The organism is Thiorhodococcus drewsii AZ1 (genome assembly GCF_000224065.1).
Lineage (GTDB): Bacteria > Pseudomonadota > Gammaproteobacteria > Chromatiales > Chromatiaceae > Imhoffiella > Imhoffiella drewsii.
Window position 1 is genome coordinate 77,308 of record NZ_AFWT01000015.1, and the last position, 20,977, is coordinate 98,284.

A 20,977-nucleotide genomic window follows, 5' to 3' on the forward strand; every position below is an offset into this window, starting at 1 on the left:
AACGGCAGGGGATACACGGGGTCGAGCGCGCGCCGATTCAGGCGGCAACCGGCAGCAGATCCTGCAGATTCGAGAAGGCCGCGATCCGCAGCAGCGAATCGGGGACGTTGGCGTAGGATAGATGAATGCCACGGGCACGCGCCATGTCCGACCACTCCAGCAGCAGGGCGAGCCCGGCGCTGTTGGCCGACTCGACCTCGGCGAGATCCAGGATCAGCGCGCCGCCTGGAGCCGGACCGGAATCCTTGAACAGCCGTTCGCCCGCTGTGGCCAGACGGGGCACGGTTGTGAAATCCATGGTCCCCGCCAGACGCCACCGGCCGGATTCGACCGGCGTCAAACGTGTCTCGGTCACTCCTGCCCTTTCCTGTTCATCTCGTCCAGCTTGGCGATCAAACCATCGATGCCGTTCTGGCGGATTTCGTTGGCGAAGCTGCTGCGGTAGTTGCCGACCAGACTGGCATTGTTGATAACGACGTCGTACACCTTCCAGCCGCTGCCGTTGTCGAACATGCGGTAGTCGACCGGAATCGGCGCCGCGCCCGCCTCGCGCACCTCGGTCGGCACCGTAACCCTATTCGGGCGACTCCCCGGCTTGGCGGGAAGATAGCGGATCTCCTGGCCGGAATAACTGAGCAGCGAGCGCGCATAGGTGCGAACCAGTACCTGCTTGAATCCATCGACCAGTTGGCGCTGCTGAGCAGGCGTCGCCTGACGCCAGTATTGGCCCACAGCCCCCTGGGTGATGCGCTCGAAATCGAAGTGCGGCGCCGCGATGCTCTCGATCATTCCGTAGATCAGGGACGGATTGCGCTCCGCCTCGCCCCGCCGGGCCTCCAGGGTTGTCAGCATACGGTCGGCGGTTCGCTTCACCAGCGCGGAGGCGTCCTCCTGGGACGCGAAGAGGCTGCCACTCCACACCAGCGGCATGAGGACCAGCAACAATAGGAAAACATGACGTTTTTGAAGCATTAGCCGCTTTCACCTGCTTTCTTGAAGAGAAACTGCCCGATCATCTGTTCGAGGAGCAGTGCCGATTGCGTGTTGGCGATTTCATCGCCGTCGCGCAGGAAATCCGGACTTCCGCCAGGCTCCAGCCCGATGTACTGCTCGCCCAGCAATCCGGCGGTAAAGATATTGGCGAAGGTATCTTCGGGAATCGAGTCAATACCCGCATCGATACGCATGGTCACCAGCGCCTCGTAGCGCGTCTTATCGAACCCGATCGACTCGACCCGACCGATACGCACACCCGCCATGGTCACGGGAGAACGAACCTTGAGACTGCCGATGTTCGAGAAACGTGCCGTCAGATGGTAGCCGTCGCCGCTGGATGCCTGGCTGAGATTGCTGACCTGCATCGCCAAAAAGAAGAGCGCGACGACGCCCAGTACCACGAAGGCCCCGACCGTAACCTCGATCGTGTGCCGCTTGCCCATTGTCATCAGCCTCCAAACATCAACGCCGTCAGGACGAAATCGAGCCCCAGCACCAGGAGCGCGGAATGCACCACAGAACGCGTGGTCGAGCGACTCACGCCCTCCGAGGTAGGAACGGTATCGTACCCCTGGAAGAGCGCGACCCAAGTAATGGCGACACCGAACACGAGACTCTTGATGACGCCATTGACGATGTCCTCCTGAAAGTCGACCTTGGCCTGCATTTGATTCCAGTAGGCACCGTCATCGACACCAAGCAGCCCCACACCGACGAAATAGCCGCCAAGCACGCCGACCGCACTGAAGATCGCCGCCAGCAACGGCATGGCGACCACGCCCCCGTAGAAACGCGGCGCCAGGATGCGCCGGATCGGATCGACCGCCATCATTTCGAGACCCGCAAGCTGTTCGGTCGCCTTCATCAGACCGATCTCGGCGGTCAGCGCCGACCCGGCGCGACCGGCCACCAGCAGGGCCGCAACCACGGGGCCGAGCTCACGCACCAGCGAGGCGGCGACCATAATACCAAGGCTCTCGGCCGCACCGAACTGCGCCAGCACATAATAGCCCTGCAGCCCCAGCACCATACCGACGAAAAGCCCGGAGACACCGACGATGAGCAACGAGAGGACACCGACATTGTAGATCTGCTCGAACAGCAGGCGCGGATGGCGCAGGACCTCGCCGCTGCCGGCCAGGATCGCGAACAGCAGCAGATGCGCCCGCCCCAACCGTTCTAGCGCGCCCAATACACCACGACCGAGCACGGCGAAGGCCTCGAATCTCATCGTTTTCTCCCCTGGGCACTCAGATCCTCGGCCAGCGGCGGTGCCGGGTAATGGAAGTGGACCGGCCCGTCGGGCAGACCATCCATGAACTGACGCACCGATTCGGATGCATCGAGGGCAATCTCTTGCGGCGTCCCCTGGGCGATGACACGCCCTTGAGAAATAAGATAGAGAAAATCGGCGATACGGGTCGTCTCGCGCACGTCGTGCGACACCAGGATACTGGTCATGCGAGAGGCGTCGTTGAGCTGGCGAATCAGCGTCACCAGCATGCCCATCGAAATTGGATCCTGACCGGTAAAGGGTTCGTCGTAGAGGATCATCATGGGATCGAGCACAATCGCGCGCGCCAAGGCGACGCGGCGCGCCATGCCGCCGGACAGCTCACTCGGCATCAGATCCCGCGCGCCGCGCAGGCCGACCGCCTCAAGCTTCAGCAAGACCAGCTTGCGCAGCATCGAGGGGCTCAGATCGGTGTGCTCGCGCAGCGGATAGGCGACGTTCTCGAAGACGCTGAGATCCGTGAGCAGCGCGCCGCTCTGAAACAGCATCCCCATGCGCCGGCGCAGCCGGTAGAGTCCTGCCTTGTCCAGCCGCAGCACGTCCTCGCCATCGACCTCAATGGTGCCCGCGTCGGGATGCAGCTGTCCGGTGATCAGCTTGAGCAGCGTGGTCTTGCCCGTACCGCTCGGCCCCATGACGGCGGTCACGGAACCTCGGCGGATATCGAGATCCAGGTCCTCGAAGATGACGCGGGATCCGCGACTGAAATGGAGCCCGCGAATCTTCACCAAGAGATCTTGATCGGCCAGATCGCGATCGGTCTCACCGGACATGAGCATCCCCCGCCGTCATCGAAATCGGCATCGATTCATGGATGAGCGCATACAATGCCCATGCGCGACCTGCCGCGCCCCGAGCCCTCGCTACCGCCCCTCGCCTATGCATGATGATGGATTCGCGCAAGACGCGTCATTGACGAAAAATAGGTGATTCTCGCGACCGAACCCATGGGCGTCAAGGCGAACCGTACGGCCCGAATCCCCGGAGACGGCGCATCATCGACGCAAATGCCGGGGCGCAGGGGACATCCGAGCCGCCCATAGTGTATTTTTGTGCATCATCCGAACCCCATGACGACGAACACGCGCTAACCCAGGACCCCGGCAAGCATGACAGAACGCAGACAACTCGGCGCGCGCGAGGCCGTGCTGGCCGACGGCCAGGCCGAAAAGATCCTCGAACTCGGTCGCGCCGTGATCGAAATCGAGGCCACCTCGGTCGCTGCTCTGGGCGCGCGCATCGATGCGACCTTTCTCCGCGCCTGCCGCTACATGCTGGCGTGCGAGGGACGCATCGTGGTGCTCGGCATGGGCAAGTCGGGGCACATTGGCGGCAAGATCGCCGCGACCCTGGCCAGCACCGGCAGCCCGGCCTTCTTCGTCCATCCCGGCGAGGCGAGCCACGGCGATCTGGGCATGATCACGCCGCGCGACGTGGTGCTCGCCATCTCCAACTCGGGCGAGACGAACGAGCTTCTGGTCATCCTGCCGATCATCAAGCGGCTCGCCGTCCCCATGATCTCCATGACCGGCCGACGCGACTCGACACTGGCGCGCGAGGCCGATGTCAGCCTCGACATCAGCGTCGCCAGCGAGGCCTGTCCGCTCGGCCTGGCCCCCACATCGAGCACCACGGCCGCACTGGCCATGGGCGACGCACTGGCGATCGCCCTGCTCGAAAGCCGTGGCTTCACGGCCGAGGACTTCGCGCGCTCGCATCCGGCCGGAACGCTCGGACGACGACTGCTGCTGCACGTCCGCGACGTCATGCACCACGGCGAGCGACTGCCGACGGTCACGCTGGGCACCAGCGTCATGGACACGCTAGAGGTAATGTCGCGCGGCGGCCTGGGGATGAGCGCGGTCCTGGCTGACGACGGCACACTCGCCGGAATCTTCACCGACGGCGATCTACGCCGCACACTCGATCGCGGAATCGACGTCCACCAGACGCGTATCGATTCGGTCATGACGCCCGACTGCGTCACACTCTCGCAAGACGCGCTCGCCGTGGAGGCCGTACGACTGATGGAATCCCTGTCCATCAATGGCCTGCTGGTACTCGACGCCCAGCGCAGACCGATCGGGGCGCTCAACATGCACGACCTGCTCCGAGCGGGCGTGGTGTGACGCCGACAGACGGCGTGCCGGGCACCCAGCCCCCCATCCGATCCACAGCCAATGAGGTCAGCCAGCCATGCAGGACATTCGAGAACGCGCATCCCGGATCCGACTGGTCATTTTCGACGTCGACGGCGTGCTGACGGACGGGAGTCTCTATCTCGGCGACGACGGACTCGAGTACAAGGCGTTCAATTCGCGCGACGGTCACGGTATGGTCATGCTCCAGCAGAGCGGCGTGCGGCTGGCCGTCATCACCGGACGCACCTCCAATGTGGTCCAGATGCGCATGGCGAGTCTCGGGGTCTCCGACGTCTTCCAGGGCTATCGTGAAAAGCTGCCGGCCTACGAGGAGCTCAAACAGCGTCTTGAACTGCCAGACGAGACGATCGCCTATGTCGGCGACGATGTGGTGGACCTGCCCGTGATGCGCCGTGTCGGACTCGCGGTGGCCGTCGCGGACGCCCAACCGCAGGTCCGCGACCTGGCACACTGGTGTACCACCGCACCCGGCGGGCGCGGTGCGGCGCGCGAGGTGTGCGAGATGATCATGGATGCTCAGGGCACGTTCGAGCAGATGATGTCGCGCTATCGATGAGCGCCTATTTCGGCTATTTCGACCGCCCCTTCTGGAGCGGACGGCAACTGATGCTCGCGATCCTGTTCGCGATCATCGGGGCCATCGCCTGGTGGCAGCTCAAGACACCGGACGAGGATGCCGGCGCGCACCGGACGCGCCCCCGACTGCCCGACTATGTCGTCGATCGATTCTCGGCGGTCGAGACCAACGACAGCGGACGGCCGATCCGTCATCTGAAGGCGATCGAGCTGCGGCACTACGCGACGGAAAATGTCTCCGAACTGGACCAGCCGCGCCTGGAGCTGTACCAGATCAAAGGACCGTCCTGGCACGCTAAGGCCGACCGAGGCACCATCTACGCGGACGGCGATCAGATCCGCCTGGAGGGCAATGTCGAGCTGAATCGAGCGGGCGACGACGAAAACCGCCCCGCGCATTTCGAGACCGAACGCCTGGATATCTGGCGCAAACAAGGATTGGCCGAGACCGATCTCGAAGTACGGGTCAACAGCGATGGCGACGTCCTGACCGCCAACGGAATGCGTCTCTGGTATAACGAACCGACCCGCACCACATTCCATGGGCGCGCGCGCATCCGGCTCGCGCCCGAGTCCGATCCCGAGCAGGATCCGTCCCCATGATAACCTTCAAAGCCGACCGGACCCGCACACCCAGGCCCATCGCACGCCTACTCCTAGCCGCGCTCACCGTCTTGAGCGCCGGACAGTCCTGGGCGCTGAAGGATGACGCCAAACAGCCGATTCTGATCGAGGCCGACGACGTCGAGGTCCGCGAAAGCGACAGCACCAGCGTGTATGTCGGCAACGTCCAGGTCGACCAGGGCAGCATGCAACTCCTGGCCGATCATGTGACCGTCTACCATCGCGAGGACCGCCAACCCAAGTTCATCATCGCGCTGGGCAAGCCGGCACGCTACAAACAGCGGCTCGACGGCGACCAGGGCGAGGTGCACGCGTTCGCCAAGCGGATCGAATACAACGCCGACAAGGACGAACTCGTCCTGATCGGCGACGGCGTGCTGATCCAGGGAGAGGACCGACTGACCAGCGAGCGCATCATCTACGACCGCGCCCGCGCCCAATTCCGCGCCGGAGGCTCGGGACGGGTCAAGATCACCATCACCCCCGAAGAGCAATAAGGCACCCGCGATGAGGAGGCCCGTTTGATCGCACTGCGCGCCGAACATCTGAAGAAACACTACCGTCGGCGGCAGGTGCTGCAAGACGTCTCGGTCGAGGTCGAACCAGGCGAGGTCGTCGGCCTGTTAGGACCCAACGGTGCCGGCAAGACGACCTGCTTTTACCTGATCGTCGGGCTCATCGCGGCCGACCAGGGCCGGATCCTGCTGAACGACCAGGACATCACCCGCATGCCGATGCATGCGCGCGCGCGCGCCGGACTCAGCTATCTGGCACAGGAGCCCTCGGTCTTCCGCAAGCTCTCGGCACGCGAGAACATCCTGGCCATCTTGGAGACCCGACGCGATCTCAAGCGCGCCGAGCGCGAGACGCGCTGCGAGCAACTGCTCGAAGAGCTAGGCATCGCGCATGTCGGCGATTCGCTCGCCCTGAGCCTCTCGGGCGGGGAGCGAAGACGGCTCGAAATCGCCCGCGCGCTTGCAGTGGATCCGGTTGTCATGCTGCTCGACGAACCCTTTGCGGGCGTCGATCCCATCGCTGTGGGCGATATCAAGGCCATCGTCTCCCATCTGCGGGACCGGCGCATCGGCGTCCTCATCACGGACCACAATGTCCGCGAGACACTCGATATTTGCGATCGAGGCTACATCATCAGTAACGGAAACGTAATCGCCTCGGGCCAGCCGCACGAGTTGCTCGCCAACCAGCAGGTTCGAGACGTCTATCTCGGCGCCGACTTCTCGATGTAGACGGCGATCTCACGAAGCATCCATGACCCGATATATCGCAACCAGCCACCAGCCGTCAGCCGCCAGCGCCAGTCCATCATGGACGTGGCGGTGCTCGACCTCGCCCCCCACTTATCGGCCGAGCGAAGACAATAAAATTCTTTCAAAGCAACCGCTTAATCTAGTGACCGGCGACTGGCGGCTCTTTTCGCCGAAATGGGCTAGAATGGCGATAGGCACTCTTATTGCTTTAGACCTCAAGCGGTTCACCTCAAGGCGCATACGCGATCGATGAAGCAATCCATCCAGCTTCGCCTCAGCCAACACCTCACCATGACGCCCCAGTTGCAGCAGGCGATCAAGCTGCTGCAACTCTCGACGCTCGAGCTCCAGAAGGAGATCCAAGAGGCACTCGAAACCAATCTCATGCTCGAAGAGGGTGACGAGAACGAACGTTTCGCGGCCAGCGAACGGAGCGACGCCCGGCTCGACCAGAGCCAAGCCGAGGCGGAGCCCCAGCACGGCGAACAGGACATGGCCGTGGATCGCGAGATCCGCGCCGAGTCGAACGAGATGCCAAACGATCTTCCGGTCGACACCCAGTGGAACGACGTCTTCGACAGCTATCTGCCGCCCACCTCGCACGGCAGCGACGACAACTCCGATTTCGATCCGTTCGCCCAGCAGAGCCGCCCGCAAAGCCTGCAAGACCATCTCGCCTGGCAGCTGAATCTGAGCCGGCTGAACGAGCGTGACTTCATGATCGCTCAAACGGTCATCGATTCGATCGATCAGGCCGGCTATCTGCGCGCGGACGTCGACGAGCTGCTCGCCTCCATCGACAACCCGGATATCAGCGTCGAGGAGATCGAGACGCTGATCCACCGCGTCCAATCACTCGACCCGCCAGGCATCGGGGCGCGCAGCATCCAGGAATGCCTGACCATCCAACTGCGCCAGTTGTCTGACCAGTTTCCCGCGCGCGATCTGGCCGTCAGGGTCTGCGTCGAGGGTTTCGAGCATTTGCCGAGAGGCGACCTTGGCGCGCTCGCCCGTCTGCTGAAGGAACCGGAGGAGCGCATCGCTGAGGCGATCGCACTCATCCGCCAACTCAATCCGAAGCCGGGGACCTTGATCGAAGAGGCGCCGCCGGAGTACGTTGTCCCCGACATCTTCGTCCGTAAAGGGGAGGGTCGCTGGCACGTCGAACTCAATCCGGAGTCGACGCCGAAACTGAGAGTGAACGCGGATTACGCGCAACTGATCAGGCGCTCGGATCAGAGCGCGGACAGCACCACGCTCAAGAGCCATCTGCAGGAGGCGCGATGGTTCATCAAGAGCCTGGCCAGCCGCAACGACACGGTTCTGCGCGTGGGATCCAAGATCGTGGAGATGCAACAGGACTTCTTCGAACTCGGCGACGAGGGCATGCGCCCCATGGTTCTGCGCGACATCGCCGAGGCGCTCGAACTGCACGAGTCCACCGTATCTCGGGTCACCACCCAGAAATACATGCACACACCGCGAGGCACATTCGAGTTCAAGTATTTCTTTTCATCGCACGTCAACACCGCTTCTGGCGGCGAGTGTTCATCCACGGCGATCCGCGCCCTGATTCGCAAGCTGATCTCAGGGGAATCCGCCAGAAAGCCCCTGAGCGACAGCAAAATCGCGCAGGAACTCGCTGATCAGGGCATCAAGGTCGCACGCCGAACAGTCGCCAAATATCGCGAGGCAATGGGCATCCCACCCTCGAACGAGCGCAAACGCCTAGCATGAGCAGGCTGTTTGAACCTAAGGAGTCAAATGATGCAGATTAACCTGACGGGTCACCACATCGACGTAACCGAAGCGCTGAAGAGTTATGTCGACAGCAAATTCGAACGTCTAGCACGACATTTCGACCACGTCATCAACGCCCATGTCGTCCTCAGCGTTGAAAAGCTCACCCAGAAGGCGGAGGCGACACTCCACATCAATGGAGGCAAGGTGTTTGCCGACTCCACTCATGAAGACATGTACGCGGCCATCGACGGGCTCATCGACAAGCTCGATCGACAAGTGATTCGCTACAAGGAGAAGAAAAACAGCCACCGACCTGGCGCACCGATCGTCACCGCCGAGGAGGAATGAGGCGATTGCCGGAAACGCTCATTCCAGATGACGCCGAATTGGCGCTCGTTCTCTGAGAGCGTCGGCGGGAGCATGGCCAAGCGCCGTGCCCCTAGCCCGACACCGAGGACGAACGTCAAGACACGCCAGCTCACATGAACGTTGACCGAAATCGCCCACGATCCCGATACGCATTGATCTGACCGCTGCGCCGACTCGCTAAGGCGCGCGACACCTCGGACGGACACAAGGAAGGCCGTTCGAGGTGTTTTTCATTGAGACGATGACGACTGAGCACATATGATGCACCCGTCATCCCATGCACCCGTCATCGGGCCGATTTCGAGGAAACCACGACTCATGACCAGAACCACTTGTCCGCGATGCCTCTGGCAACCATCGCCAAGCGACACGATCGCCGTGAAACGCGCCGGTGCCTGACAGGAGTTGACCCCATGTTCAGCCCCGATCTGATCAGCGAATCCCGCATCGGATGCGGCCTTGAGATCTCCAGCAAGAAGCGTCTGCTCGAAACACTGGCCGAACTCCTGGCGACCGATCACCCTCGACTGCAGACCGAGACCGTCTTCGAGCGCCTGCTCGAACGCGAGCGTCTCGGCAGTACCGGGCTCGGTCACGGGATCGCGCTGCCTCACGCGCGCCTGAAGGAGGTGTCCGACGTCATCGGCGCCTTCGTCCAGATCAGGCAAGGGATCGATTACGATGCCGCAGACGGCGAGTCCGTCGACCTGGCCTTCGCCCTGCTCGTCCCGGAGGCGGCGAACGAGGAGCATCTCCACTTGCTCGCCCATCTGGCCAGCCTCTTCAGCGACCCCGAGATCCGAGCGCAACTGCGCGAGGCCGACTCCGCAGCCCGCCTTCTGAGCGTTCTGAACGCACGATAGACCGCCCGGCGAGACGCCAGCAATGATCGACAGTCTGCAACTCCTGATCGCTCAGACGGCGCCGCAACTCAAGCTCCGTTGGCTCACACCCGAGCCCAAGGAGCCACGCCCGCTGCGCGGCGAGACCCCCGCGCATGGGAGTCAGTCTCTGATCGGGTCGCTCAACTGCATCCACCCCAACCGACTGCAGGTGATCGGCCATCCCGAGCAGATCTATCTGACCGAACTGGGAAGCACCGCCTTTACCGAGACCATCGAAAAGCTCTTCGCCGATCGTCCCGCAGCGGTGCTCTTCTCCGATGACATCGAGCCGGATGCCGCCCTGCGAGAGGTCGCCGAGCGTACCCAAACCCCGCTTCTCAGCTCATCGCTCGGCGATCAGGATCTGATCAACCATCTACGCTATTTCCTGACCCACGCCTTGGCAGAACGCGAAACCGTTCACGGCGTCTTCATTGAGGTGCTGGGCATGGGCGTGCTGCTGGTGGGCAATCCTGCGGTGGGCAAGAGCGAGCTGGCCCTGGAGCTCATCACGCGCGGTCACCGCATCATCGCCGACGACGCGCCTCGATTCGCCCGCATCGCGCCCGAGGTACTGGAGGGAAGCTGTCCCGAGACACTCCGAGACTTTCTTGAGGTCCGCGGACTTGGCATCCTCAACATCCGGGCCATGTTCGGCGAGGGCGCGGTGCGGCGCGACAAGACGCTCAACCTCATCATCGACCTGCAGCCACTGGACCACCAACAGCTCGAAAGCATCGACCGGCTCAGTGGAAGTCTCACGGCAATGAACATCCTGGGCGTCGCCATCCCTAAGATCGTGATGCCGGTCGCCCCAGGCCGCAATCTGGCCATCCTGGTCGAAGCGGCGGTGCGCCACCAGATTCTACGGATCAGGGGCTATGATGCCGGAGTGGATTTCATCGACCGCCAGGCTAGAGCGATCAGCATCGACCGACCGGATCCACCGGCACTCCGACGCTGAAGTCGCTGGACCTCACATCCAAATGTCTCACATCAACGATACCCGACGCGAAGACATGCGATGAAACTCATCATTCTCAGTGGCCTCTCAGGCTCCGGAAAGAGCGTTGCGCTCCACACGCTCGAGGATCTGGGGTACTACTGCATCGACAACCTGCCGCTCTTCCTGCTGAAGGATTTGGCGCTGGGGCTCCACAACACGCTGGATACCGCCTTCACCAACACGGCCGTCGGAATCGATGCCCGAACCAACAGAGAGGCGCTGGTCCAGCTCCCCGAGTTGGTGATGACGGCATTGGAGCAAGGCATCGACTGCCATGTACTCTTTCTGGAGACCCAGACCGAGACCCTCATCAAGCGTTTCAGCGAGACACGCCGCAAGCATCCGCTGACGCGCGGCGATCGCCCCTTGAGCGAGGCCATCCAGCTGGAGCGCGAACTGCTCAAGCCGATCCGGGACTGCGCCGATGTCCAGATCGACACGACTCAAACCAACATCCACGAACTTCGCGACCGGGTTCGCGGCTGGGCGATGGGCAACGCCTCGCCCAAGGCATCGATTCTGCTTCAGTCGTTCGGCTTCAAGCACGGGGTCCCACAGGACGTCGACTTCGTCTTCGACGTGCGCTGCCTACCCAATCCCCATTGGCAGCCCGAGCTCAAGCGACTGACCGGATTGGATCCGCTGGTCGAGGCGTTCCTGGAAAAACACGCCGAGACCCGAGACATGCGCGACGACATCCTCGCCTTCTTCGAGCGCTGGATCCCGCATTTCGAAACCGACGGCCGAAGCTATCTCACCATCGCCATCGGCTGCACCGGAGGCCAGCATCGCTCGGTCTACATGACGGAGCAACTGAGACGCCATTTCGAGCAACTCGGACATAGCGTCATCGTCCGACATCGAGAACTGGCGTGAGCGTCGGCGTTCTGCTCATCACCCACAGCCCGCTCGCCGGGGATCTGCTGCGGATCGCAGGCGAGATACTCGGCACCGACCCAGCCGGTGTCGAGGGTGTGGAGGTCGTCAACGATACGCCGCGTGAGGATCTGATCGAGGAATGCCTGCGCCGCCTAGATCGGCTCAACGAGGGCGACGGTGTGCTCATCCTGAGCGACCTCTTCGGCTCTACACCGTGCAATGTGGCCAACAGGCTCCAGGAACTACGGACCAACGTACAGGTGCTCACCGGCGTGAATCTGCCCATGCTGTTGAGAGCGCTGAACTACGCCACCCTCGATCTGGATGCCGTGACCGAGAAGGCACTTCAGGGCGAACGCGATGGCGTCCAACTCTGCAAACACGACTGAAAACCGCGATGGGACCACTCGCGCAACAGGGATTCATGCCGGATGATTCGCAAAGAATTCGAAATCTGTAACAAGCTGGGCCTGCATGCGCGGGCTGCAGCCAAGCTGGTGCAATGCGCCGGACGCTTCAAGAGCCATATCGAGATCGAACGCCGAGGCCAGAGCGTCAACAGCAAGAGCATCATGGGCGTGATGATGCTGGCCGCCAGCCAGGGCACCAAGGTGAGGGTTCAGGCCGAGGGCGAGGACGAGCAGGAGGCCATCGACGCGATCGAGACGCTCATCCGCGACCGTTTCGGAGAGAGCGAGTGACGATCGCGTTCCAGGGCATCGGGATCGCCTCGGCCTGCTCGATCGCCCTGGGCCCTGCCTTCATCGACGCCCGCGACCAGCATACCGCCGCCCATCGAGCCATCGCGGCCGATCAGGTCGAGGCCGAACTGACCCGATTCGATCAGGCCCTTGATGCCGCGCGCCAGGCGCTGCGAATGGTGCGGGACCAGATTTCGACCGACAGCCGGATCCATGCCGCCGAATTCCTGGACGCGCATCTCCTGATGCTCGACGACCCGATGATGACCGGTGCGATCCAGCACATCGTCCAGAGCCAATTGTGCTGCGCCGAATGGGCGCTACAGATCCACTGCGAACGACTGATGCAGGTGTTCGACGAGATGGACGACACCTATTTGCGCGCGCGCGGGGACGACGTCCAGCACCTAGTGCGTCAGATTCAGGGATTCCTGCGCGAGGACGCCGCCCCACCCGTGCTCGCCGATCAGGACCTGATCGGCCATATCGTGGTCGCTCGGGATCTCACCCCGGCCGACGCCATTCTGCTCCACCAGCGTGGCGCCGCTGCCTTCGTGACCGAATACGGCGGGCCCACGTCGCACACCGCAATCCTGGCCCGCAGCCTCGGTATCCCGGCGATCGTTGGGATCCACGAGGCCACGCGCTATCTGCGACCGAACGAGTTCCTGATCGTCGACGGCGAGACCGGCACACTGCTGGCCAGCTCGGATGACAACACGCGCCAGCATTTCCGCCAACGGCTGCGGGCTATCGAGCAACGTCAGCGCCAACTGCGCGACCTGGTGGACCTGCCCTCTCGGACCCGCGACGGTGTACCCATCAAGATCATGGCCAACCTGGAGCTGTCCGAGGATGTCCAGGTCGCCCGGGCCGCAGGGGCGGACGGAGTGGGCCTCTACCGCACCGAGTTCCTCTACATGAATCGGGACGACCTCCCGGACGAAGAGGAACATCTGGCCAACTACATCGAGATCCTGGAGGGACTCGATGGAATCCCGCTCACCATCCGCACGCTCGATCTGGGCGTGGACAAACGCACCGACGCCATGCCCGGCCCGAGTGACAACGCGACCAATCCAGCGCTCGGACTGCGCGCAATTCGGCTCTGCCTCAAGGAACTCGAACTCTTTCGCCCGCAGCTGCGCGCCATACTGCGCGCCTCCGCGCTCGGACCGGTCAGACTCATGCTCCCCCTGGTGACCAATCTGCATGAGGTGGACACGGTCCTCGACCTCATCGGCCAGATCAAGCGCGAACTCGACGCAGACGGACTCGACTACGATCCCCGGATGCGGATCGGTGCCATGATCGAGGTGCCAGGCGCCGCGCTCGCGGCCAGACCCATCGCCCGCCGACTGGATTTTCTCTCCATCGGCACCAACGATCTCATCCAATACACGCTCGCCATCGACAGACTGGACGACGCGGTCAACTATCTCTTCGACCCAACCCATCCGGCCATCCTGCGGCTGATCCGCATCATCATCGAGGCCGGCGCAGCCGAGGGCGTCCCTGTCAGCATGTGCGGCGAAATGGCCAGCGACCCCCGCTTCACCCGACTGCTGCTCGGAATGGGATTGCGCGAATTCAGCATGCAACCAGGCGCTATTCTAAATATCAAAGAGACCGTGCTGAACGCCGACACCCAGAAGCTGAACGCGCGCGCCGAGTTCCTTTTCACGCGCCTGGACGACGCCGATCCGAGTCTTCTGCTCGATGCCCTGAACGCCGACTGAGTTCGCGAAGATCGCCGCTCGGCTCTGGTAGCATAGGCGCCATCACGGCATTGCGTCCGCCATCTCGCGACCGACAGGGCTTCTATGACCGTCCCCGTTCCCAGCAACCCCGACAACACCCGACTCGAGGATCTGCAGCAGGTTCTGCAGCAGGGTGGGATGCGTCGGGCCGCGCGCATGCTCAACGCACTACAGCCGGCCGAAATCGCCCATCTGCTCGAATCGCTCCCACCCAAGGAACGCGAACTGGTGTGGAATCTGGTGGAGGCCGAATACGACGGCGAGGTCCTCACCTATCTCCACGACGATGTCCGCGAGCATCTGATCCGGCTGATGGACACCGGCGAGCTGATCGCCGCCATGGGCAGCCTGGACACGGACGACCTGGCCGACATGCTGCAGGACCTGCCGGTCGCCATCACCCAGGAGGTGGTCAAATCGCTCGATCAGCAGCGACGCGACCGTCTCGAAAAGGCCCTGTCGTTCGACGAAGACAGCGCCGGCGGTCTCATGAACACCGACACCGTGACGGTGCGTCCCGAGATGACGCTCGACGTGGTGATGCGCTATCTGCGCCGACTCAAGGACGGACTGCCGGACATCACCGACAACCTCATCGTGGTCGACCGCAAGGGTCACTATCTCGGGGTCCTCTATCTGACCGACCTGCTCACCCACGACCCGGAGGACACGGTCGCCGAGGCCATGACGCTCGACGTACAGGCCATTCCGGCCTCGTGGAGCGCGCGCGAGGTCGCGACCCGATTCGAGCAACACGATCTGGTCACGGCGCCGGTCGTGGACGAGGACGGAAGCCTGCTCGGACGCATCACGGTCGACGACGTCATGGACGTCATCCGTGAGGAGGCCGATCACCAGTTCCTAGGACAGGCCGGTCTGTCGGAGACCGAGGACATGTTCGCCCCGGTCCTGCTCAGCGCCCGCCGCCGAGCGCTCTGGCTCGGCGTCAACCTGCTCACCGCCTTCCTCGCGGCCTGGGTCATCGGACGCTTCGAGGCAACCATCCAGCAGGTGGTGGCCCTGGCCGTGCTGATGCCCGTGGTGGCCAGCATGGGCGGCATCGCCGGCACACAGACGCTCACGCTTGCCATTCGCGGGCTCGCGCTCGGACAGCTCTCGATCAACAACGCACGCTGGCTCCTGTGGAAGGAGATGGCGGTCGCCGGCATCAACAGCGTCATCTGGGCCATCGTCGTCGCGCTGGTCGCCAAGCTGTGGTTCCACGACACCGACATCGCACTGGTCATCGGCGCCGCCATCAGCATCAACCTGCTGGCCGCCGCCTTCTCCGGCGCCCTGCTCCCGCTGGCACTCGAACGCTTCGGAATCGACCCCGCGCTGGCCGGTGGCGTCATCCTCACCACGGTCACCGACGTCATCGGCTTCCTCTCCTTCCTCGGCCTGGCGACCATCTTCCTGCTGTAAACAGCTACCAGCTACCAGCTACCAGCTACCAGCTACCAGCAAGATTATAGTGCTGGCGGCTGGCGGCTGGCGGCTGGCGGCTGGCGGCTGGCGACAAAATCATCGCCGCCAGCTTGCGAGGATATCCATGCAGGTCGCGTTCATGTCGCGGGCCCGCTCCGGTGAGTCGGCCTCGGTATAGGCGCGCAACTCGGGTGCGTTGCCCGAGGGACGCAGATGGGCGATCTCGCCGCTGGCGAATGTGATCCTCAGACCATCGGTGACATCGGTTGATACGACTGAGCCAAAAGACTCGCCGAACAGGGCTTCGATTGCGACCTTGTCTTGGGGGAAATCGCCACTGACCAGCGTGGCGATGCGCGCCTGGCTGATATGGGTGGGAAAATCCTTGAGCCGATCGCTGTAGGTGAAGCGGCGCGGAAGATCGCTCGCCAGGTCCGAGAGCGGCTTGCCCTGCTCGACCGAGGCCTGCAGGATGGTGACGGCGACCAGCACGGCGTCGCGTGTGGGTAGGGGCGCCAGCCTGCGTCCGTCGATCTCGATGGGACTGGCGAGCAGGAAGCCACCGTTCGCCTCGTAGCCGACCACCGGACTCAGTCCCCGATCGATCAGCGTCTGCATGCCCTCGATAACGAAAGGCGAACCGATACGGGTCCGCAGGACGGACTGAAAGCAGCCGCATTTCTCGACCGCCGTGTTGCTGCTCACCGGCGTCACGACACCAGTGGCGCCCAGCTGCCGGGCACAGAGCACGCCCGCGATATCGCCGCGCAGCCAGATACCCTGCTCATCACCGATCAGCGGACGATCGCCGTCGCCATCGGCCGAGACCAGGGCATCGAAGCGGTCGTTCGTCGCCCATTGGCGCGCCAGATCGATGTCCTCCGGGCGGATCGCCTCGGTATCGACCGGAACGAACTGCTCCGAGCGCGCGAGGCGGACGATCTCGGCCCCGAGACCGCCAAGTACATCGGCATAGGCCTCGCGCGCCACGCTCGAATGCTCGTAGATTCCGACCCGCAGACCCGCAAGGCAACCCGACGGGAAGAAGTCGAGATAGCGGGCGATATAGTCGCGATAGGCCGAATCCTCGCGCGGGGGGAGCCGGGCGGCATTCGCATCGATGAAGGCGCCAGCCGCATCGAACAGTCCGTGCGGCCGCTTGACCTCCTGCTCACGGATGCCCTCCTCGTCCTGTTTGAGGATCTCCCCGGTCGGTAGATTGAACTTGATGCCGTTGCGATCGTCCGGGATGTGACTCCCGGTTACCATGAGCGAAGGAATGCCGTGCGCGATGCCATTGGCTGCAAGCGCCGGACTCGGGATGAACCCGAAGTTGACCGGCCGGCATCCCTGGTCCAGCACCGCCTGTGCGCAAGCGGCCATGATACGCGGCGTGCTCGGACGCAGATCGCCCGCGATCCCGACCGCCTGCCCCGCAACCAGGACGCCGACCTCTTGGAGATAGCGCAGAAAACCAACCGTATAGGCATAAGAGACCCAGTCGGTCATCTCCGAGGCAAGACCTCGGGCACCGCTGGTGCCAAATTTGACCCCACTTTCGGCCATCAAATCGCCAATATGCATGTCGCTCCCTTGGGCGGATCGCGCTCGCCGCCAATCGCTGCAATGAAAATTCGATTCTAGCCTAGGCGCTCCAGGTTGCTCGCACAGGCCACCGTGACATCGCGCCAAGCGGCGTCCGGCCAACTCTCTCAGTTCGCCGGCGGTGGCACCTCCAGCCAGCGGTCCAACACCCCCTGAACCGACTCGACGCCCTGGCGCTCCAGGGCCGAGAAGAGCTGCACGCTGACACGATCGCTGTGATTGGAGACGGCGCGCTCCACCGCGAGCTGCGCCGAGCGCGCCGGGCCGCGCTTGAGTTTGTCCGCCTTGGTCAGCAACAGGAGCAGCGGCATCTCGCCCTTCAGCCCCCAGGCCAGCATCTGACGATCGTAGTCGGTGAGCGGGTGCCGAATGTCCATGACGATCACCAACCCCACCAGCGAGCGCCGACAGTCCAGATAATGCGCGAGATGCTGCTGCCACTCGCGCTTGACCGACACGGAGACCTTGGCGAAACCGTAGCCGGGCAAATCGACCAGACGCCGTTCCTCGTCCAGCTCGAAAAAGATCAGTTGCTGGGTGCGTCCCGGAGTCTTACTGGTCCGAGCGAGCGCATTCTGATGACAGAGCACATTGATAGCACTCGATTTTCCAGCATTGGAACGACCGGCGAAGGCGACCTCGCGACCGCTGTCGGCCGGGGCGTGGTCGAGGCGGCTCGCGGCCGAGAGAAAATGAGCGCGCTGATAAAAGGGATTCATCGTCGGAACGCATCCTGGATGTAAAACGAGAGAAAGACGGCGGGTGCCCGCAACGATGACGGAGAGGATCGAAAGGCGGGATCAAGGATTCGGGACAGAGGCATCGGGATCGCGCCTCCAGAGCCCGGAGCGGCCTCCCGACTTCTCGACGAGCCGGATATCGGTCATGCACATGCCGCGATCGACGGCCTTGCACATATCGTAGATGGTGAGCAGCGCGACCTGAACGGCGCACAGCGCCTCCATCTCCACGCCGGTCCGGCCGTTGGTCTCGACCGTCGCGCTGCACTGCACGGCACACTCGCCATGCCGAAGCTCCAGTGCGATGTCGACCCGGCTCAGACTCAGCGGATGACAAAGCGGAACCAGGTCAGCGGTCCGCTTCGCACCCATGATTCCGGCGACGCGCGCGATTGCGAGCACGTCGCCCTTACCATGTCCACCCCGCTCGATCAGCGCAAGCGTCTCCGGCTCCATCCGGATCCACCCCTCGGCCACGGCCCGACGTCGGGTCACGACCTTGTCGCCCACATCGACCATGTGGGCGTCGCCCGATGGAGTGAAATGGGTCAGAGACATCAGAAGGCCGGCTTATCCGGGGCGTCTTCGAACATCTTGACGCTGTTCATGATCTCCTGATACGCCTCTTCCCGGCCGCCCCAACCGCCGACACGGACCCACTTGCCTTCGTCGAGATCCTTGTAGTGCTCGAAGAAGTGCGCGATCTGATCGAGTAGATGCTGCGGCATGTCGCGGAAGCTCTCGATCTGACGATAGCCCTTGTAGAGCGAATCGACCGGAATGGCCAGGATCTTGGCGTCGTCGCCCGACTCGTCGGTCATCTTGAGCACGCCGATCGGCCGGCACTTGATGACCGAGCCCGGGATCAGGGAGTACGGCGTGGCCACCAGCACGTCCACCGGGTCGCCATCCGGAGACAGCGTATGCGGCACATAGCCATAGTTGCAGGGATAGTACATGGCGGTGGACATGAAACGGTCGACGAACATGGCGCCCGTCTCCTTATCCATCTCGTATTTGACCGGATCGGAGCGCGCCGGAATCTCGATGATCACGTTAAGCACGTGGGGAAGATCGCCCCGGGAAACCTTGGAAATATCCATCAATGACCTCTGAAAGTCTAAGTAGAGAGGGTGAGTTGAAAAACTGTTCGGGTGATTGTCGAAATGTCCTATCCGGTTGGGGCGAGCGAGAGCGAATCCCGACAGCGGCGCACTCTTGGGGTTCGTTTCTCACCCCAAGCGGCAGATGGGATGTTTTTCGTCATTCACCTTTAGGTCTCTAAGGATGGTGCCAGCAGGGACGTCGAGGCCAAAGAAAAAAGGCCCCGGAAGGGCCCGCTGGAACGTTTAGCCGGCAATTGTAGTCTATCGAGCCACCGAAAATCCCAATGCTTGAGATTTTCAAGGAATTGTTGCGGCCCGATTGCGAATCGATGACGCCCGAGACGGCAACGGAGGATGCCGCATCCGACGGCAGCCTCCGCGTGCGGAACCACAGCGCGGTCAGAGCTCGAAGGACGGCAGCCTGCGCTCGACCGAGGCGTTCTTCAAGGTGACGTACTTGGGCAGCCCCTGCTCGAACGGCGGATAGTCTTCGCCCTGGATCAGCGGAATCAGATACTCCTTGCAGATGGGCGTGATGCCGAAACCGTCTTCCGAGATGAAATCGCGCGGCATGAATTTCTCGACGTTGGCAACCTCGGACAGCGGCGCCTCGCCAACTTCCCAGGCGTAGGGATCGCTGCTCAAGCGCTTGACGGTCGGCATCACGGCATTGTGGCCGGCGAGCGCGAACTCGACCCCGGCGCGCCCCATGGCATAGGCCTGTTCGACATCGGTCTTGGAGGCCAGATGACGTGCAGCGCGCTGCAGATAGTCCGCCACCGCCCAGTGGAACTTATAGCCGGTGGCATCCTTGATCATGTTGGCCACGACCGGGGCCGCACCACCGAGCTGGGCATGACCGAAGGCGTCCCGTGTCCCCTGCTCGGCCAGGAAACGTCCATCGGGATACTTGGCGCCCTCGGACACCAGGATGGTACAGAAGCCGGAGCGCTCGACCTTGTCCTTGACCGAGGCGAGGAAACGCTCCTGATCGAATTCGATCTCGGGGAAGAGAATCATGACCGGGATGTCGTGATCCTCGATCAGTCCGCCGGCGGCGGCGATCCAGCCGGCATGACGTCCCATCACCTCCAGGACGAAGACCTTGGTCGAGGTCTTGGCCATCGATCGCACGTCGAAGGACGCCTCCAGGGCCGAGGTCGCGATGTATTTGGCCACCGAGCCGAAGCCGGGGCAGTTGTCCGTAATCGGCAGGTCGTTATCCACCGTCTTGGGGACATGGATCGCCTGCACCGGATAGCCCAGTGCCTCGGAGAGCTGAGAGACCTTGTAGCAGGTATCGGCCGAATCGCCACCACCGTTGTAGAAGAAATAACCGATGTCGTGCGCCTTGAAGACCTCGATCAGACGCTCGTATTCGCGCCGATTGGCCTCCAGGCTCTTGAGCTTGTAGCGGCAGGAACCGAAGGCGCCGGACGGAGTGTAGCGCAGCGCAGCGATGGCCTCGTCCGACTCCTGGCTGGTGTCGATCAGGTCTTCCGTCAATGCGCCGATGATGCCATTGCGCCCGGCATAGACGTTGGCGATCTTGTCGGTGTGACGGCGGGCGGTCTCGATCACACCGCAGGCCGAGGCGTTGATGACGGCGGTGACCCCACCGGACTGGGCATAAAAGGCATTCTTCGCAGACATATTCGTCCCCTCTCGTTCTGATTCAGCGTAAATGAAAAACGGCACCGGCCGCGTCAGTCGCGCCGCGCGGGCAAATCGCCCCGCTACTCGGCGGCTTGACCGGCCTGGGCCTGCAGCAGAGCGACGGCACATTCGGCGCTGCCCTGCTGCATGTAGGATCTATAGAAGAACGGGCAGCGACAG

The 20,977-nt window shown here is 62.9% G+C and carries 24 protein-coding genes; 14 read left to right on the forward strand and 10 right to left on the reverse strand.

Going from position 1 to position 20,977, the window contains the following annotated elements; translation table 11 throughout:
- Window positions 1–37: 37 nt before the first annotated feature.
- Genes THIDRDRAFT_RS11715 through THIDRDRAFT_RS11735 form a run of 5 tightly spaced genes read right to left on the reverse strand, consistent with a single transcriptional unit; the run spans window position 38 to window position 3,063 of the window.
- The gene (locus THIDRDRAFT_RS11715; RefSeq protein ID WP_007041062.1) at window positions 38–355 is read right to left on the reverse strand and encodes an STAS domain-containing protein; all 318 of its coding nucleotides are present in this window, start codon (window positions 353–355) and stop codon (window positions 38–40) included.
- Complete coding sequence (locus THIDRDRAFT_RS11720; protein ID WP_007041063.1) at window positions 352–972, reverse strand: MlaC/ttg2D family ABC transporter substrate-binding protein; 621 nt, start codon at window positions 970–972, stop codon at window positions 352–354. Before THIDRDRAFT_RS11720 ends, THIDRDRAFT_RS11715 begins: the two co-directional genes overlap by 4 nt.
- Window positions 972–1,439, reverse strand: a complete 468-nt coding sequence (gene mlaD / locus THIDRDRAFT_RS11725) for an outer membrane lipid asymmetry maintenance protein MlaD (RefSeq protein ID WP_007041064.1) — start codon at window positions 1,437–1,439, stop codon at window positions 972–974. Before mlaD ends, THIDRDRAFT_RS11720 begins: the two co-directional genes overlap by 1 nt.
- A 5-nt stretch (window positions 1,440–1,444) precedes the next feature.
- Window positions 1,445–2,227 (reverse strand): lipid asymmetry maintenance ABC transporter permease subunit MlaE, encoded by a 783-nt coding sequence (gene mlaE / locus THIDRDRAFT_RS11730; RefSeq protein WP_007041065.1) that lies wholly within the window; start codon window positions 2,225–2,227, stop codon window positions 1,445–1,447.
- Window positions 2,224–3,063 carry an ABC transporter ATP-binding protein gene (locus tag THIDRDRAFT_RS11735; RefSeq protein ID WP_007041066.1) on the reverse strand — a complete coding sequence of 280 codons (840 nt, stop codon included), beginning with the start codon at window positions 3,061–3,063 and terminating at the stop codon, window positions 2,224–2,226. The genes mlaE and THIDRDRAFT_RS11735 overlap by 4 nt, the downstream gene beginning before the upstream one ends.
- Before the next feature lie 336 nt (window positions 3,064–3,399).
- Between THIDRDRAFT_RS11735 and THIDRDRAFT_RS11740 the strand changes: the two genes are divergently transcribed.
- The 14 genes from THIDRDRAFT_RS11740 to mgtE all read left to right on the forward strand — a co-directional run bounded on the left by THIDRDRAFT_RS11740 (window position 3,400) and on the right by mgtE (window position 15,687).
- Entirely contained in the window at window positions 3,400–4,419 is a 1,020-nt protein-coding gene (locus tag THIDRDRAFT_RS11740; protein ID WP_007041067.1) for a KpsF/GutQ family sugar-phosphate isomerase, read from the forward strand.
- A gap of 67 nt (window positions 4,420–4,486) precedes the next feature.
- Window positions 4,487–5,008: a 3-deoxy-manno-octulosonate-8-phosphatase KdsC gene (gene kdsC, locus THIDRDRAFT_RS11745; protein ID WP_007041068.1), complete on the forward strand. Its 522-nt coding sequence runs from the start codon at window positions 4,487–4,489 to the stop codon at window positions 5,006–5,008.
- Complete coding sequence (gene lptC / locus THIDRDRAFT_RS11750) at window positions 5,005–5,631, forward strand: LPS export ABC transporter periplasmic protein LptC (RefSeq protein ID WP_007041069.1); 627 nt, start codon at window positions 5,005–5,007, stop codon at window positions 5,629–5,631. Before kdsC ends, lptC begins: the two co-directional genes overlap by 4 nt.
- Window positions 5,628–6,149, forward strand: coding sequence for a lipopolysaccharide transport periplasmic protein LptA (gene lptA, locus THIDRDRAFT_RS11755; protein ID WP_007041070.1), 522 nt, complete (start codon window positions 5,628–5,630; stop codon window positions 6,147–6,149). Before lptC ends, lptA begins: the two co-directional genes overlap by 4 nt.
- A gap of 24 nt (window positions 6,150–6,173) precedes the next feature.
- Window positions 6,174–6,899 carry an LPS export ABC transporter ATP-binding protein gene (gene lptB / locus THIDRDRAFT_RS11760; RefSeq protein WP_007041071.1) on the forward strand — a complete coding sequence of 242 codons (726 nt, stop codon included), beginning with the start codon at window positions 6,174–6,176 and terminating at the stop codon, window positions 6,897–6,899.
- Between the two features lie 270 nt (window positions 6,900–7,169).
- Complete coding sequence (locus THIDRDRAFT_RS11765; protein WP_007041072.1) at window positions 7,170–8,657, forward strand: RNA polymerase factor sigma-54; 1,488 nt, start codon at window positions 7,170–7,172, stop codon at window positions 8,655–8,657.
- A 30-nt stretch (window positions 8,658–8,687) separates the two neighbouring features.
- Window positions 8,688–9,011 (forward strand): ribosome hibernation-promoting factor, HPF/YfiA family, encoded by a 324-nt coding sequence (gene hpf / locus THIDRDRAFT_RS11770; protein ID WP_007041073.1) that lies wholly within the window; start codon window positions 8,688–8,690, stop codon window positions 9,009–9,011.
- A 434-nt stretch (window positions 9,012–9,445) separates the two neighbouring features.
- Window positions 9,446–9,895: a PTS sugar transporter subunit IIA gene (locus tag THIDRDRAFT_RS11775; RefSeq protein ID WP_007041074.1), complete on the forward strand. Its 450-nt coding sequence runs from the start codon at window positions 9,446–9,448 to the stop codon at window positions 9,893–9,895.
- A 22-nt stretch (window positions 9,896–9,917) separates the two neighbouring features.
- On the forward strand, window positions 9,918–10,880 hold the full coding sequence (gene hprK, locus THIDRDRAFT_RS11780) for an HPr(Ser) kinase/phosphatase (protein WP_007041075.1): 963 nt from the start codon (window positions 9,918–9,920) through the stop codon (window positions 10,878–10,880).
- Between the two features lie 60 nt (window positions 10,881–10,940).
- Window positions 10,941–11,798 carry an RNase adapter RapZ gene (gene rapZ, locus THIDRDRAFT_RS11785; RefSeq protein WP_007041076.1) on the forward strand — a complete coding sequence of 286 codons (858 nt, stop codon included), beginning with the start codon at window positions 10,941–10,943 and terminating at the stop codon, window positions 11,796–11,798.
- Window positions 11,795–12,190 (forward strand): PTS sugar transporter subunit IIA, encoded by a 396-nt coding sequence (locus THIDRDRAFT_RS11790; protein ID WP_007041077.1) that lies wholly within the window; start codon window positions 11,795–11,797, stop codon window positions 12,188–12,190. The genes rapZ and THIDRDRAFT_RS11790 overlap by 4 nt, the downstream gene beginning before the upstream one ends.
- A gap of 42 nt (window positions 12,191–12,232) precedes the next feature.
- Window positions 12,233–12,502: an HPr family phosphocarrier protein gene (locus THIDRDRAFT_RS11795; protein WP_007041078.1), complete on the forward strand. Its 270-nt coding sequence runs from the start codon at window positions 12,233–12,235 to the stop codon at window positions 12,500–12,502.
- Window positions 12,499–14,241: a phosphoenolpyruvate--protein phosphotransferase gene (gene ptsP, locus THIDRDRAFT_RS11800; protein WP_007041079.1), complete on the forward strand. Its 1,743-nt coding sequence runs from the start codon at window positions 12,499–12,501 to the stop codon at window positions 14,239–14,241. Before THIDRDRAFT_RS11795 ends, ptsP begins: the two co-directional genes overlap by 4 nt.
- A gap of 84 nt (window positions 14,242–14,325) precedes the next feature.
- Window positions 14,326–15,687 (forward strand): magnesium transporter, encoded by a 1,362-nt coding sequence (mgtE, locus tag THIDRDRAFT_RS11805; RefSeq protein WP_007041080.1) that lies wholly within the window; start codon window positions 14,326–14,328, stop codon window positions 15,685–15,687.
- A 99-nt stretch (window positions 15,688–15,786) separates the two neighbouring features.
- Here mgtE and THIDRDRAFT_RS11810 read toward each other — a convergent pair whose 3' ends face one another.
- The 5 genes from THIDRDRAFT_RS11810 to THIDRDRAFT_RS11830 all read right to left on the reverse strand — a co-directional run bounded on the left by THIDRDRAFT_RS11810 (window position 15,787) and on the right by THIDRDRAFT_RS11830 (window position 20,794).
- Window positions 15,787–17,274: a phosphomannomutase gene (locus THIDRDRAFT_RS11810; protein ID WP_007041081.1), complete on the reverse strand. Its 1,488-nt coding sequence runs from the start codon at window positions 17,272–17,274 to the stop codon at window positions 15,787–15,789.
- Between the two features lie 128 nt (window positions 17,275–17,402).
- Window positions 17,403–18,014 carry a ribosome biogenesis GTP-binding protein YihA/YsxC gene (gene yihA, locus THIDRDRAFT_RS11815; protein WP_007041082.1) on the reverse strand — a complete coding sequence of 204 codons (612 nt, stop codon included), beginning with the start codon at window positions 18,012–18,014 and terminating at the stop codon, window positions 17,403–17,405.
- An 81-nt stretch (window positions 18,015–18,095) separates the two neighbouring features.
- On the reverse strand, window positions 18,096–18,596 hold the full coding sequence (gene moaC / locus THIDRDRAFT_RS11820; RefSeq protein ID WP_086009930.1) for a cyclic pyranopterin monophosphate synthase MoaC: 501 nt from the start codon (window positions 18,594–18,596) through the stop codon (window positions 18,096–18,098).
- Window positions 18,593–19,138 carry an inorganic diphosphatase gene (gene ppa, locus THIDRDRAFT_RS11825; RefSeq protein ID WP_007041084.1) on the reverse strand — a complete coding sequence of 182 codons (546 nt, stop codon included), beginning with the start codon at window positions 19,136–19,138 and terminating at the stop codon, window positions 18,593–18,595. Before ppa ends, moaC begins: the two co-directional genes overlap by 4 nt.
- 402 nt (window positions 19,139–19,540) lie before the next feature.
- A complete protein-coding gene (locus tag THIDRDRAFT_RS11830) occupies window positions 19,541–20,794 on the reverse strand; it encodes a 6-phosphofructokinase (protein WP_007041085.1) in 1,254 nt (417 codons plus the stop codon).
- Window positions 20,795–20,977: the final 183 nt, after the last annotated feature.

What these genes read in the sequence shown, in the direction of transcription:
- THIDRDRAFT_RS11720 (WP_007041063.1), bottom strand. Translation starts at nt 972, where the DNA reads ATGCTTCAAAAACGTCATGTTTTCCTATTGTTGCTGGTCCTCATGCCG.
- mlaD (WP_007041064.1), bottom strand. Translation starts at nt 1,439, where the DNA reads ATGGGCAAGCGGCACACGATCGAGGTTACGGTCGGGGCCTTCGTGGTA.
- mlaE (WP_007041065.1), bottom strand. Translation starts at nt 2,227, where the DNA reads ATGAGATTCGAGGCCTTCGCCGTGCTCGGTCGTGGTGTATTGGGCGCG.
- THIDRDRAFT_RS11735 (WP_007041066.1), bottom strand. Translation starts at nt 3,063, where the DNA reads ATGTCCGGTGAGACCGATCGCGATCTGGCCGATCAAGATCTCTTGGTG.
- THIDRDRAFT_RS11740 (WP_007041067.1), top strand. Translation starts at nt 3,400, where the DNA reads ATGACAGAACGCAGACAACTCGGCGCGCGCGAGGCCGTGCTGGCCGAC.
- kdsC (WP_007041068.1), top strand. Translation starts at nt 4,487, where the DNA reads ATGCAGGACATTCGAGAACGCGCATCCCGGATCCGACTGGTCATTTTC.
- lptC (WP_007041069.1), top strand. Translation starts at nt 5,005, where the DNA reads ATGAGCGCCTATTTCGGCTATTTCGACCGCCCCTTCTGGAGCGGACGG.
- lptA (WP_007041070.1), top strand. Translation starts at nt 5,628, where the DNA reads ATGATAACCTTCAAAGCCGACCGGACCCGCACACCCAGGCCCATCGCA.
- THIDRDRAFT_RS11765 (WP_007041072.1), top strand. Translation starts at nt 7,170, where the DNA reads ATGAAGCAATCCATCCAGCTTCGCCTCAGCCAACACCTCACCATGACG.
- hpf (WP_007041073.1), top strand. Translation starts at nt 8,688, where the DNA reads ATGCAGATTAACCTGACGGGTCACCACATCGACGTAACCGAAGCGCTG.
- THIDRDRAFT_RS11775 (WP_007041074.1), top strand. Translation starts at nt 9,446, where the DNA reads ATGTTCAGCCCCGATCTGATCAGCGAATCCCGCATCGGATGCGGCCTT.
- hprK (WP_007041075.1), top strand. Translation starts at nt 9,918, where the DNA reads ATGATCGACAGTCTGCAACTCCTGATCGCTCAGACGGCGCCGCAACTC.
- rapZ (WP_007041076.1), top strand. Translation starts at nt 10,941, where the DNA reads ATGAAACTCATCATTCTCAGTGGCCTCTCAGGCTCCGGAAAGAGCGTT.
- THIDRDRAFT_RS11795 (WP_007041078.1), top strand. Translation starts at nt 12,233, where the DNA reads ATGATTCGCAAAGAATTCGAAATCTGTAACAAGCTGGGCCTGCATGCG.
- mgtE (WP_007041080.1), top strand. Translation starts at nt 14,326, where the DNA reads ATGACCGTCCCCGTTCCCAGCAACCCCGACAACACCCGACTCGAGGAT.
- THIDRDRAFT_RS11810 (WP_007041081.1), bottom strand. Translation starts at nt 17,274, where the DNA reads ATGCATATTGGCGATTTGATGGCCGAAAGTGGGGTCAAATTTGGCACC.
- yihA (WP_007041082.1), bottom strand. Translation starts at nt 18,014, where the DNA reads ATGAATCCCTTTTATCAGCGCGCTCATTTTCTCTCGGCCGCGAGCCGC.
- ppa (WP_007041084.1), bottom strand. Translation starts at nt 19,138, where the DNA reads ATGGATATTTCCAAGGTTTCCCGGGGCGATCTTCCCCACGTGCTTAAC.
- THIDRDRAFT_RS11830 (WP_007041085.1), bottom strand. Translation starts at nt 20,794, where the DNA reads ATGTCTGCGAAGAATGCCTTTTATGCCCAGTCCGGTGGGGTCACCGCC.